Origin of the sequence: Actinokineospora baliensis, assembly GCF_016907695.1 — a bacterium.
GTDB lineage: Bacteria > Actinomycetota > Actinomycetes > Mycobacteriales > Pseudonocardiaceae > Actinokineospora > Actinokineospora baliensis.
The window spans coordinates 7060238-7072421 of record NZ_JAFBCK010000001.1; the positions used below are offsets into that span (position 1 = coordinate 7060238).

Genomic DNA, 12184 nt, shown 5'->3' on the forward strand with positions numbered 1-12184 from the left:
CAGTGGGGGCGCCGATGGCCAACGCCGGGGAGGTTCGGTGAGCGAGCGGCTGACGGTGGTGACCGGGAGCAACCGGGGGTTAGGGCTGCCCTGCGCGCGGGCATTCGCGGGCGCCCGGGACAAGGTCGCGTTGCGCCACCGCAGAGGCGCCCCCGATCGCCTGTACGGCGTCGTATGCGACTCCACAGCGACCAGCGAGGCCAGGCAGCACGGACTGGTCGAAGTGCCGGTGGCCATCGTTGGGGAGGCACTGTGAGCGGGCGGTCGGTGGTGGTGACCGGAGGCAATCGAGGGCTGGGGCTGGCCTGTGCGCGGGCATTCGCGGCCGCCGGGGACAAGGTCGCGGTGAGGCTGGCCTGTGCGCGGACGTTCGCAACGGCCAGGGACAAGGTGGCGGTGACGCGCCGGGGTACTCCGGGCGGGCTGTTCGGCATCAAATGCGACTCGCAGGCGACCAGCCAGGCCAAGCGGCGACACGGACTGGTCGAAGTGCCGGTGGCCATCGTTGGGGAGGCACTGTGAGCGGGCGGTCGGTGGTGGTGACCGGAGGCAACCGGGGGCTGGGGCTGGCCTGTGCGCGGGCATTCGCGGCCGCCGGGGACAAGGTCGCGGTGACGCACCGGGGTAGTGGGGTTCCGGACGGGCTGTTCGGCGTCGTGTGCGACCTTCGCGATTCGGCGGCTACCGGTGAGGCGTTTGCCGAGGTCAAGCGGCAGCAGGGGCCGGTTGAGGTGTTGGTGGCCAATGCCGGGGTGGCTGATGACGGGCTGTTGATGGGGATGGACCGGGAGCGGTTCCTGTCGGTGGTGGAGATCAACCTGGGCAACGCCTACGAGGCGGTCCGGCGGGTGGTGCCGGACATGATCCGCGCGCGTGGCGGGCGGATCGTGCTGATGTCGTCGGTCGCGGGGCTGCGGGGGTTCGCCGGTCAGTCCAACTACGCGGCGAGCAAGGCGGGGCTGGTGGGCATGGCCAGGTCGTTGGCCAGGGAGTTCGCGCCGTGGGGCATCACGGTGAACGTGGTGGCGCCGGGGCTGGTGGACGCGGGCATGACCGGGACGTTGCCCGCCGCGACGGTGGAGCGGATCGTGGCCGAGGTGCCGTTGGGCCGGACGGCGACCGCGGCCGAGGTGGCCGACGCGGTGCTGTGGGTGGCCTCGCCGGGGGCGGGGTACGTGACGGGCGCGGTGATCCCGGTCGACGGCGGTCTCGGGATGGGGCACTAGATGGCTGACGATGTCGTGATCACCGGGTACGGGGTGTTCACCGCGTTCGGGTTCGGCGCTGACGCGGTCCGCACGGGCGTGTTCGGCGGCGGTGACCCGTTCCGGCCCGTCGAACGGTTCGACACCAGCAGGTTCCGCACGGACCGGGCCGCCGTGTACTCCGGCGACGGGGTTCCGGGGGTGACGATCGTGCCTGGCGAGACGCCCGCCCAGGCGCCGGTGCTGCGGGCTTGCGCGGCGGCGGCGCTGGAGATGGCGGGCCATGACGGTGCTGGGGCGCCGTTCTTGCTGGGCAGCGCCGGGGATCGCCGGGCGGATCCGGGGTTCTGGCGGACGCCGGGAGCCGAGCCGCCGCTGGACAGCCTGCCGGGTCGGCTGGCCGACCGGATCGCCGAGGACCTGGGGCTGGCGACACCCCGACTGGCGTTCGTCAACGCGTGTATAGCTTCGACCACCGCGATCATCACCGGGGCGCAACTGGTGCGGACCGGACAGGCACGAGCGGCGGTCTGCGCGGGAGTGCACGTGGTGAGCCAGGACATCTTCGCCAAGTTCGACTCCGGCCAAGCCCTGAGCACCGACGGCGCCGTCCGCCCCTTCTCCCTGGGCCGCACCGGCCTCCTCCACGGCGACGGCGCCGCGGCCCTGGTCCTCGAGTCCGCCACCTCGGCCGCCACCCGCGGCGCCCGGGTACTGGCCCGCCTGACCGGCTGGGGAATGGCCGCCGACGCCCACCACGTCGTACGACCGCACCCGGACGGAGCCGGGCTCGCCGCGGCCGCTCGCGCCGCATTGGTGATGGCGGGCCGGGACCCGAGCTCGGTCGACTACGTGAACGCGCACGGAACGGGGACGACCTTCAACGATGCGGCGGAATCGCGGGGGTTGCGGGAGGTGTTCGGTCCGGGCGTGGTGGTGAGCTCCACCAAGAGCACAACCGGCCACCTGCTGGAGGCGACGGGCGCGGTGGAAGCCGTGATCACCCTGCTCGCCCTGGCCGACGGGGTGGTGCCGCCGACGATGGGGTTCCTCGAACCAGACCCGGAGTGCGATGTGGACTGCGTACCCAACACGGCCAGGCAGGCGGACATCGAGGTAGCGGTGTCGCTCAACGCGGCCTTCGGCGGAGCCAACGCCGCCCTGGTACTGGAGCGAGCGTCATGACAGGTGCATGCGGCGGACACCCTCGGACCAGTGCGGTTGTCCGCGCTGCCACTCGCTGCGGCAGGTGCCAGTCCCGTGGGCAGTGGTGGCATCGAGCCGGTGAACACGCTCCCCAACACCGCACCGGGACGGGCTGCGTCGCCTCCGCAGGGCCGCCCAACACGATCTACCGCCCGATCATCGCTCGTCCGGCCGTGGACGTCCTCGAGGCCGCCCAACACGGCCCGTCAGCGGACCGCTGCTCACCGGACCATGGAGCGCGTGTCGCGGCAGGTGCATATGGCGGACACCCTCGGACCAGTGCGGTTGTCCGCGCTGCCACTCGCTGCGCCAGTTGCCCACTCCGTGGGCAGTGGTGGCATCGAGCCGGTGAACACGCTCCCCAACACCACACAGGGACCGACGACGTCGCCTCCGCAGGGCCGCCACCGATACTGGCTCGTCCGGCCATGGGCGACGCGAGAGGTGAACGCAGCGGAATCGCCCTCCTCGGGGCCATCCACCGCGGCCCGTCGGCGGGATCGAAGCCGCCCAACGCGATCGGCTGGCCGATCGTCGCTCGTCCGGCCGTGGAGCGAGCGTCATGACCGTCGGAGCGGTGCTGACCCCTTGGGGTGACGCGGCTACCGGGTTGCCTGGCGCGGCGCCGGTTGAGCTCGAACCGGTTCGCGGGTATGCCAAGTCGCGTTTCGGGCCGCTGGTGTTCGACGTCGCTCGTCGGTGTCTGGCCGAGGCGGGCGCGGTAGACGGCTCCCGCACGGCCATCGTGCTGGCGACCCTGTTCGGCGACACCTTCACCGCCGATGAGGCGACCAAGGGGCTGGCTGGCGGCGGGACCCCTGATCCGGTGTTCTTCTTCCAGTCCGCCAACAGTTCCATCCTCGGCCACCTCAGCCGCGCGTACGGGATCACCGGGCCGATGGTCTGCGTGTCCGGCGTCGCGGACTTGGCGGTCGAGGCGATGCGGTCGGCGCGGTTGTTGCTCGACACCGGTGCCGCTGACGTCGTGTTGGTGATCGGGGCCGACCTGGCGCCGAACGCTCGAGCCGCGGCGATCGCTGGGGCGCTGGGGCTTTCCGGGGTTCCCGCCGGGGATGTCGCCGCAGGTTTGTTGGTACGGCGAGGATCCAGCGCGATTGACGTGGCTCCGTTCGGTGGCGTCCCAGGGCCGTTGGGGTGGCTCGAAGGGTTGGCCGCAGCCGCGGGTGCTGTCGAGCCCGATGGAGACGGGCTGCTCACCGATCGGTTGGGCATCAGGGTCGTCGAGCGGCGCCCGGAGCGGGTGGTCGGCACCATGCCGGTCGCCGGGAACCGCCAGGACGCGGGGTTCCTCGCCGGGGGCGCCACCGCCGCGTTCGCCGAGACGCTCGGGTCGGTCGCCGCCTGCCTGTTCGCGGGCGAGATCCTCGGCCAGGAGCTGTCGATCACCCACCACCGGGTCGCCGCGGGCGGTCGGGTGACCGGGGTGTGCGTGCCGGTGTTCACCGGGATCGACGTCGCGACCTTCGAGGTCACCGTGTTCGACCGGCCCGACCGCCGGATCGCCACCGCCCGCCTGACGTGCCGCCTGCGCCGCACCGACCGAAGGAGCGCGAAGTGACCAGTGTGCCCATCCCGGTGTCGGCGGGCGAGGACGTCGAAGCGCCGCTCACCTGGGGCCAGCGCAAGATCCAGCGGGAACTGCTCGCCTACCCCGACGACCGCTACCTCGCTTTCCTCCTGGTGGCGATTCCCGTCATCGGATCCACTGTGGACGAAATCATCGGTGCTCTTTCCTTTGTTTTGAACGAATCCGAGTCGCTGCGCACGATCTACCCAGGAGCAGACCGGCAACGGGTGCTCGGGTCACCCGGCTACGCACTGGAGTTGACCGAGGGCGGCACCACCGAATCCGCCCACGCCGACATGATGTCGACGCGGTTCGGCCCCACCGACCTGCCGGTCCGCCTGGCCCTGGTCCTGCGCGACGGCGCGCCGCAGGAGATCGCGGCCGTGTTGACGCACATGGCCGTCGACGGGATCGCTTTGGAGTTCTTCACTTCCCGAGTCGCGGACGTGTTGGCAGGCGACACATCCCCTTGGCAGGCGTGGCAACCACGCCAACTCGCCGAAGCGCAGCGCAGCCCCGAGGGCTTGGCCCGCAACGCCCGAACCCTTGCCTGGTGGGAAGCCAAGTACCGGTCCGCCCCCGCCGCCGTCTTCCCCACACCGGTCGCCACCCCCGGCGACCCGCGCTACGTCGAGGGCCGAATGGTGTCCTTCGACGCCGCCACCGCACTGCGGACCCTGACCCACCGCACCCGCGTGAGCCCCTCGATGGTCGCCCTAGCGGGACTGTGCGCAATCCTCGGCGAGCACTCGGGCCAGCCCCGGATCGCGGTGAGTTCCTTGTCCGCCAACCGTTCCAGCGCCCAAACCCTGCGCATGATGGGCACCCTTTCCCAAGACGCCCTCATCGTCGTGGACACCGACAAGCCCTTCGACGACCTGGCCGCCCAGATCTGGGAATCCGCCACCTCCGCCTACACCCACAGCACCGTCGACCCCGACGAACAACAACTGGTCCGCGAAAAGGTGGACGCCGACCGAGGCTCCCCCTTCCTCCGAGACACCGTCTACAACGACGTCAGCTCCCCCAGCATCTTCGGCCAACCCACCCCTCCACACACCTCCGCCATCGGCACCACGACGATCACCATGGAACCCAGCGAGTTCATGTTCGTCAGCGCCTACGCCACAGTGTTCCGAATGGATAGCACGTTCGAGGTATCGCTATGGGCGGACACCGCCTACCTCCCGGAGGAGGTCGTGGTCGACCTGCTCAAGGCATGGGAGCGAGTACTGATCACAGCGGCGAACTGACAACTGCACCTGGTCAGTGCGGCAGCTGGAAGCTCTTGCTGACCCGCTCCAGCCGTTCGACGGCGGTGGCCAGGGAGTCGGCCAGGGCGAGGCTGGCTTGGACGTTGGTCTCCGTGCGGCCCGCCACGTTCGCGACGTGGCCGATGCTTTCGCGGACGGCGTAGGAGGCGGCGGATTGTTCCTCCACCGCGGCGACGATGGTGCCCTGCAGTTCGGCCATGTCGCGGATGGAGGTACCGATCTGCTGGATCACCTGGACGGTTCCGTCTACATCGGACTGGATGGCGGCGATGCGCTCGGTGACGCTGATCGTGGCGGTGGTCGTGGACTCCGCCAGGCCCTTGACCTCGGTGGCCACGACCGCGAAGCCCCGGCCCGCCTCGCCTGCCCGCGACGCCTCGATGGTCGCGTTGAGGGCGAGCAGGTGGGTTTGGGCGGCGATGCGGGTGATCACGTCGACCACGCCCGCGATGGCGGCCGAGGACCCGGCGAGGCTGCGCAGCTGGTCGGTCATGGTGGCGGTCGCCTGCTCGGCGTCGGTGGCCAGCGTGGAGCCGCGGGAGACGGTGGAGGCGATCTCGGCGACGCTGTCGCTGAACTCCGAGGCGCCGGTGCTGGCCGCGGCCGACTGGGTGTGGGTCACCGCGGCGCTGTCGCGCAGCTCGTCGGCCTGGTCGCGCAACGCCTCGGCCGACCCGCTCAACGCCGTCGCGGTGTCGACCACGGCCCGCACCGAGGCGGTGAGCCCGCGCTGCATCTGCGCCAGGGCGGTGCCGAGTTCGTCGTCGTCACCGGCGGGCCGCACCGGGGCGGCCAGGTCACCGGCGGCGATCCGGCGCAGGTGGTCGGCGGTTCCGCGCAGGGTCGTCACCATCTCGCCGAAGGCTCCCGACAGCTCGCCGAGCTCGTCGCGGCCCGCGGGCGGCAGCGTGACGTCGAGGCGGCCGCGGGCGATGTCGAGCGCCGCGGTGCGCAGGACGGGCATCCGGCGGGTCAACCTGCGGGTGGTGAACCACACGGTCGCGAGCACGACCAACGCGATGCCGAGGGCGAAGCCGATCAGCTTGGTGCGCAGCGCGGCGACCGGGGCGAGGACGTCGCTCATCGGGGTGACCGTCGCCAGCGTCCAGCCGGTCCCCTCAACCGGCGCCCAGCTCACCACCGCGTCACCCGCGTCCTGCGACAACGGGTTCTTGCCGTCCAGGCTGCCGGTGCCGCCCTTGGCCGCGTCGCGCAGGAGCGCGGCGGCGGTGTCGCGTGCGGGTTCGGCAGCGGCCTGCTCCAGCGTCTTCGTGCCCACGACCGCCGCGTCCGGGGCCGCGAGCAGCGTCCCCGCGCGGGAGAGCAGGATCGCGTAGCCGTTGTCGGACACCTTGGCGGCGCTGACCTTCTTGGAGAGCTGGTCGAGGGTGACGTCCACGCCCGCGACCCCGATCGTGCCGCCGCCCTGGACCATCGGCGCGGTGATCGAGGTCATCAGCGCCTTGAGGTTCTCGTCGTAGTACGGCTCCACGACGCTCTCCGCGCCGGTGCGCTTCGGCTCGGTGTACCAGGCGTAGGTGATGGCCTCGGCGTTGGCCGCGTCGTCGAGGTCCTGGCGGACGGGGGTGCCGGTGCCGTCCTTGATCCAGAGGAACTGGTAGACGCCGGAGAGCGGGTAGCGCGGGTCACCGGGGGCGTCGAAGCACAGGTACATGTCGTAGATCTCGGGCGTGGTCGCGAGCGCGCCGCGGACCACCTCGTCGAGGACCGGGCGGCTCTCCACCGGCAGGGCGCTGCCCGCCGCCACGATGCCCCGCTCGGCCGCCCGCGCCCCCGCGATCTGCGTCTCCACCTGCCTGGCGAGGCTGTCGGCGACATCGCGCCCGTGCGCCCGCTGCGCGTCCTCCTCCAGCCCCGTCGCGTTGACCACGACGAACACCGACAACACGGCCAGCCCGCCCACCACGACCGGGACGAGCACGGCGAGCAGACGGCCCCGGAAACTCGACATGCGGACGCTCCCCTCGAAGTGGCGCCGGACCCGAGTCCGGTCACCCCATCGAGCCACATCCGGTGTCCACTGTCGACACAACCCCCCGGTCGGGTGCTTCGCTCGCACCGGAACCGGGTGAACGCCGGGGGTAGCATCGAAGGGTGAACACCGCACCGCCTCCGCGCTTCGCGCTCTACGGATGGCCCGGAGATGCGGCTCGACAACTCGATTGGGTGCACACATACCGGCGAGGCGGAGTGACCTCGACCTACGGAGTGTGGCTGGCGCACCTGACCGGGCAAGGCGGACTGCGGGTGGGCACGTTCGCCGCGGAGACCCTGGCCGCCCTCGCCCCGAACCCGGCGACAGCGGCCGCGCGGCACGGGGCGCACGCGCTGGCGGACCTGACCCTGCCGACCGAGGACCTCTCCGTCGCGAGCGCCAGCGCCGAGCACGCCACGCGGGCCGCCCAGGACCACGCGCACTGGCACACCGCCGAGTGGGTGGTCGACGGAGAGCCGCACGTGGCGCGGATGTGGGAGTTCGCGGGCGGGTGGACGGGGTTCGCGCACCTGGGGGACGTGTACGTGGTGGCCGTCGGGATCGGCGTAGGGGCGGGACCGCTAGTGCGCCTGGCCGACACCCGGGCGTACGGGTTCGACCACACGGCCCCCATCGGCCGGTCGCACCACCGCGGCGAACAGCGCCAGTGGGTCGAATCCGCACTCCCCCGCCCGAACCGCCACCGACACCAGGACCACACCGCCCTCGTGGGCTGATCAGCCCAGCGACCGGCAGATTCCACTACGGCGGTAGATTCCCTAATCTTGCTGATGGATGGTTAATGCCTGCCCAGTCCACAGATTGGGCCCCCTCCAACTCTGGAGTCCGCCCCGATGGCATTCACCTTCCGCACCGCCCTGGCCACCCTTTCCCTCGGCGCCGCGCTCGTGACCACCACGGCACTGGTCGCGGCGCCCGCGCAGGCGTCCACCACCGAGACCCACCGCGTCTGCCAGACCGTCCTCGCGCCGCTCGCACCGGGCGAGCAGGCGTCCAAGGTGCTCAGCAAGCGCTGTTTCGACGAGCCGGTCGCCGCCAGGGCCCAGCGGCAGCCGCTGCCCGACGAGCTGCTGGTGACCTTCTACGAGGAGGCGGGCCAGACCGGCGACGAGTCCGAAGTGTACGGTGGCGACACCTGCGACAGCGAGGGCTACGGCATCTCCGACATGGACGACGTCCAGGACGAGGCCGACGGCGTGTCCTCGTACACCCTGTTCGGTGACTGCGACGTCTCGGAGAAGTTCAGCGACTACGACTTCGAGGGCACCTCGAGCGGTCTGATCTTCGGGCAGAACCAGTCGTGGGTCGGCGCCGAGTGGAACGACGGCGGCATCAAGTCGTTCTCCCTGCACAGCTGACCGCGGGGGGCCGTGCCATGCTGGGTACCGTGCGACATCCCGGTGCGGCGCGGCCCCTCCTCGCGGTGGCGGCCGGTGTCCTTTCCGGCGCGTTGGGCGCCTTCGCCGCGTCCACCCCGGTTATCCGTCCGCTCGCGCACACCATCGGGTTGTGGGCCCTCTTGGTGGCCTTGCTCTGCGCGGGAACTACTCGGGCCGTGGCCATGACCAGGTCCACCCTCGCCTTGGTGGGAGCGGTGATCGCGTTCTTCGGGCTCACCGGCTTCCACCTGAGCGCCGGGAAGTTGGCCCTGTGGCTGGCGCTGGCCGTGATCAGCGGTCTGGCGCTGGGAGAGGTGTCGCGCCGCATCCCCCATCCACTCGCCACCGCCACCACGGCGGGTCTGCTGGTGGCCGACGCCGCCAGGCGGGGGTGGCACTACCCGAACCAGATCCCTTTCCTGGCCGCGTTCCTACTCATCGCCCTCGCCGCCCTGGCCTGGCGCGCACGCCCGCTCCACCCCCGAACCGCCCTCTTCCTCCCCCTGACCACGGCCCTCGGCTACGCGGTCGTCGCCGCACCGGACCTCCTGGAAGACCTCATCCGCTGACGGTTCGCGCTAGGGCCACACGGCCAGGCCGCCGGTCCACGGGTCGTCGAGGTCTTGTTCGGTGAGGCGGACCCCGGTCGCGACTTGGATCGCGAGAACGGCACGTTGGGTGGGGGTGTGCGAGTCGTCGGCGGAGAAGGTGGTGAGGGCAGCGGTGTTCTCCGCGCCCCACAGCCTCATGGAGCGGGGGTTGAGGCCGGTGACGGGTGAGCCGTTGAAGGACGTGAGTACTTCGGTGTTGTTCGGGTCGGTGAAGGCGGCGCAGGCGACGCCCCCACCGGCCGAGAGTTCGGCCAGCAGGTCGGGGTCCATCCCGATCCAGCCGGTCAGGCCGTCGAGTTCGAGGACGAGGGTGTGACCCGGCCGCACCCGCTTGGCCAACAACAACACGCCGTCGGCCGCGCCGCTCGCCAGGCGGGCACTCGCCCGCCCCAGACCGTCGGGCAGGTCGCGTTCCTCGGCGACGCCCATCAGTTCCAGGGTCGCGTCGACCGGCATGTCGGTGACGAGCAAGCACCAGCCCTCACCGAGCAGGGCCGTGGGGTCGAACGGATCAGCCACCCTCGTCCTCCCGTCTACTGGACGTCTACGTAGAAGCGGTCGTTGCTGTCAAAGGGATCCTCGAGGTCGTAGTCCCACTGCAGGATCCGGTCGTCGACATAGTAGACGCGCACTTTCCCGCCCGCGGCGCGGTTGTGCGAGCGCGGAACGGCCTTGACCGAGAAGTCCCAGTCCGGGTGCGCGGCCCCTTCCAGCGTCGACCCCATCGGGTACTCGTCGCACTCCTCGGGGATCGAGGTGTCCGGCGGCACCGGCAACCCGAGGTCGCGGTAGAGGTCGGCGTGGACCCCGGTCCCGTAGCAGGCACCGTTCTTGTGGGCGTCGTTCTCCTTGTCCTCGGTCGGGTGCAGTTGCGGGCTGATCCGGTGCAGCCCCGGCGCGTTCTCGTCACCGGCGAGGTACTTGCCGGGGATCCGCTTGTCGCGCGGCGGCGGCACACCGTCGGGCACGAGCCTCGGGTAGGTCTGGTTCGGGGCGTCCTGCGCCTGCAGGATGTGCAGCGACACCAGGTAGTAGGTGGACGACGGGTCGGTGGTGAACACCGACCGCGGGGTGACCTCCGAGAACACGCAGGCGTGCGGGTAGGTCACGGTGCCGTGCCGGAAGTAGGTCGCCGAGTCGCAGCGCAGCTTCCGTTGCGGGCTCTCGCCGCGCTTGATGGTCACGAAGGGCGGGAAGTCGGTGAACAGCTCCACGTACTCGTGGTTGTAGGAGATCACGTCCCGGCCCACACCGGAACCGGGCTTGTTGTACACGTCCCACGACTGCCAGGCGACCTGGTTGTCCCAGTAGACCCAGGGGAAGGTCACACCGCCCCCGCTGGCCCCGCACACCGAGAACGGCTCGCGGCACTGGCCGATGATCGTCAGCGGCACGTTGGGGGCCAACCAGATGTTGTCCCACCAGCCCCAGTCGTAGTCGACCGAGTCCCGCTGGATCCTGGCCCACTGCCTGGCGCGGCGCTGCTTGTCGTCGGTCTGGGTGAACAGCTCCAGCGTGGCGGTGGTGGTGCCCTGCTTCTCGACCGGGACGCCGTTGCGGATGATCCAGTACTCCGCCTCGACGTCGATGCGTTGGCAGTGCGTGAACCTGTTGTGAATGCGGCCCATGCCCGGCGCCGATTCCGGTGCGCTGAAGCACTCGTCGAGCAGCCTGCGGTTCGGCTCGGACTGCACCGGCGGCGGTGGCGCGGCGGTGACCGCGCCCGGGGCGCGGGTCGTCTGCCGTTCCGCCGCGGCGGCTGTCGCCCGGGCCTGCTTCTCCGCGGTGGCGGGCTTCTGCGCGGGTTGCCGATCGCGCTTGTCGTCATCCGGCGTCCGCGGGGCCCGTCCCTGTCGCGGGCCGAGTTGTTGTGGAACGGATTTCTCCCCCGCGCGGGCTCGCGCCCGCATCGTGTCGAGTTCCTTTTCGTCGATTCCGACCGTCATCCTGATGGCGGTCGGAGCGGCGGTGGCCACCTCGGCCGGTGCCGCCGCCGCGATCCCCGGCGCGACCCCGGTGACCAGCACCGCGACCAGGACCACCCCGACTCCGCGTCTATGCCATGACATTGTTCTCCCCAGGTGTCGTTCCCCGTCGAACCGAGGGTGTTCGAGGTCGGTGTGAATTCCCGGTCCCTCGGCGTGGTGTGCGAACCGAGCGTGGCACGGCCCTGGTCGCGAGCTCGCCGAATTCCGCGGAAACAGCCGGTTCTGCCGCCCACCTCGGCAACTCGCGAGATGTCCTGTTCGCCCTGATCTAAACTCGGGGAATTTTCGCGGGCGCGGCGCCGTGGGCCCGGCCCGCGAAAGATCTTGGGAGAACTTCGGGGACGATGTCGAAACCGGGCCCGCTCGTTCGACGCCCTGGTGGATCGGGGTTGGAACCGGGCTGCCCGCCCGGGGCCCGGATGACGTGGAGGTGCTCGTGCGGTTCATGGTGTTGGGGAAGGCGACGGCGGAGTCGGAGGCTGGGCAGCTGCCGACCACCGAGGCGATGGTGGCGATGGGGCGCTACCAGGAGGAGTTGGTCAAGGCCGGGGTGCTGCTCTCGGCCGACGGGCTGCACCCGAGTTCCAGGGGCGCCAAGGTCCGGTTCGACGGCGATGACCGGACGGTGGTGGACGGGCCGTTCACCGAGACCAAGGAGGTGATCGCGGGGTACTCGATCCTGGAGGTGGCGTCGCTGGCGGAGGCCATCGAGTGGGTGAAGCGGTCCCCCAACGTCTCGCCGGGGCAGGTCGGCGAGGTGGAGATCCGGCAGATCTTCACCGCGGAGGACTTCGCCGACGTCGCCACCGACGAGGTGCGCGCGTTCGCCGACGGGGTGGGCGAGCAGGGGCAGGAGAGCTGACTGCAACCAGGGCGGTGCGGCCGCGCACCGCCCTGGTTGCGTTCGTCCACCCGG

The 12184-nt window shown here is 70.9% G+C and carries 13 protein-coding genes; 10 read left to right on the top strand and 3 right to left on the bottom strand.

Translation table 11 applies throughout. The features are described 5' to 3' along the window. Window positions 1-37: 37 nt before the first annotated feature. From JOD54_RS36110 to JOD54_RS31235, 6 genes are all read left to right on the top strand, one after another. Window positions 38-256, top strand: coding sequence for a hypothetical protein (locus tag JOD54_RS36110; RefSeq protein ID WP_204455518.1), 219 nt, complete (start codon window positions 38-40; stop codon window positions 254-256). Further along, on the top strand, window positions 253-522 hold the full coding sequence (locus JOD54_RS36115) for an SDR family NAD(P)-dependent oxidoreductase (RefSeq protein WP_239576007.1): 270 nt from the start codon (window positions 253-255) through the stop codon (window positions 520-522). Before JOD54_RS36110 ends, JOD54_RS36115 begins: the two co-directional genes overlap by 4 nt. Next, window positions 519-1226: an SDR family oxidoreductase gene (locus tag JOD54_RS31220; RefSeq protein WP_307860428.1), complete on the top strand. Its 708-nt coding sequence runs from the start codon at window positions 519-521 to the stop codon at window positions 1224-1226. The genes JOD54_RS36115 and JOD54_RS31220 overlap by 4 nt, the downstream gene beginning before the upstream one ends. Further along, entirely contained in the window at window positions 1227-2390 is a 1164-nt protein-coding gene (locus JOD54_RS31225; RefSeq protein ID WP_204455520.1) for a beta-ketoacyl-[acyl-carrier-protein] synthase family protein, read from the top strand. Between the two features lie 583 nt (window positions 2391-2973). Continuing rightward, window positions 2974-3990 carry a hotdog fold thioesterase gene (locus tag JOD54_RS34855; protein ID WP_239573567.1) on the top strand — a complete coding sequence of 339 codons (1017 nt, stop codon included), beginning with the start codon at window positions 2974-2976 and terminating at the stop codon, window positions 3988-3990. Next, window positions 3987-5252: a condensation domain-containing protein gene (locus JOD54_RS31235; protein ID WP_204455521.1), complete on the top strand. Its 1266-nt coding sequence runs from the start codon at window positions 3987-3989 to the stop codon at window positions 5250-5252. The genes JOD54_RS34855 and JOD54_RS31235 overlap by 4 nt, the downstream gene beginning before the upstream one ends. 13 nt (window positions 5253-5265) lie before the next feature. Here JOD54_RS31235 and JOD54_RS31240 read toward each other — a convergent pair whose 3' ends face one another. After that, window positions 5266-7245 carry a methyl-accepting chemotaxis protein gene (locus JOD54_RS31240; RefSeq protein ID WP_204455522.1) on the bottom strand — a complete coding sequence of 660 codons (1980 nt, stop codon included), beginning with the start codon at window positions 7243-7245 and terminating at the stop codon, window positions 5266-5268. Between the two features lie 239 nt (window positions 7246-7484). Here JOD54_RS31240 and JOD54_RS31245 point away from each other — a divergent pair, with 239 nt between their 5' ends. From JOD54_RS31245 to JOD54_RS31255, 3 genes are all read left to right on the top strand, one after another. Then, window positions 7485-8006, top strand: a complete 522-nt coding sequence (locus JOD54_RS31245; RefSeq protein ID WP_204455523.1) for a hypothetical protein — start codon at window positions 7485-7487, stop codon at window positions 8004-8006. Window positions 8007-8123: 117 nt separating this feature from the next. After that, window positions 8124-8648: a hypothetical protein gene (locus tag JOD54_RS31250; RefSeq protein ID WP_204455524.1), complete on the top strand. Its 525-nt coding sequence runs from the start codon at window positions 8124-8126 to the stop codon at window positions 8646-8648. Between the two features lie 29 nt (window positions 8649-8677). After that, window positions 8678-9238, top strand: a complete 561-nt coding sequence (locus JOD54_RS31255; RefSeq protein WP_204455525.1) for a hypothetical protein — start codon at window positions 8678-8680, stop codon at window positions 9236-9238. A 9-nt stretch (window positions 9239-9247) separates the two neighbouring features. On the opposite strand, the gene JOD54_RS31260 is transcribed toward JOD54_RS31255, so the two are convergent. Next, the gene (locus JOD54_RS31260; protein ID WP_204455526.1) at window positions 9248-9799 is read right to left on the bottom strand and encodes a hypothetical protein; all 552 of its coding nucleotides are present in this window, start codon (window positions 9797-9799) and stop codon (window positions 9248-9250) included. Window positions 9800-9813: 14 nt separating this feature from the next. Next, window positions 9814-11322: a hypothetical protein gene (locus JOD54_RS31265; protein ID WP_204455527.1), complete on the bottom strand. Its 1509-nt coding sequence runs from the start codon at window positions 11320-11322 to the stop codon at window positions 9814-9816. A gap of 391 nt (window positions 11323-11713) precedes the next feature. Between JOD54_RS31265 and JOD54_RS31270 the strand changes: the two genes are divergently transcribed. Then, window positions 11714-12130, top strand: coding sequence for a YciI family protein (locus JOD54_RS31270; protein WP_239575862.1), 417 nt, complete (start codon window positions 11714-11716; stop codon window positions 12128-12130). Window positions 12131-12184 lie beyond the last annotated feature (54 nt).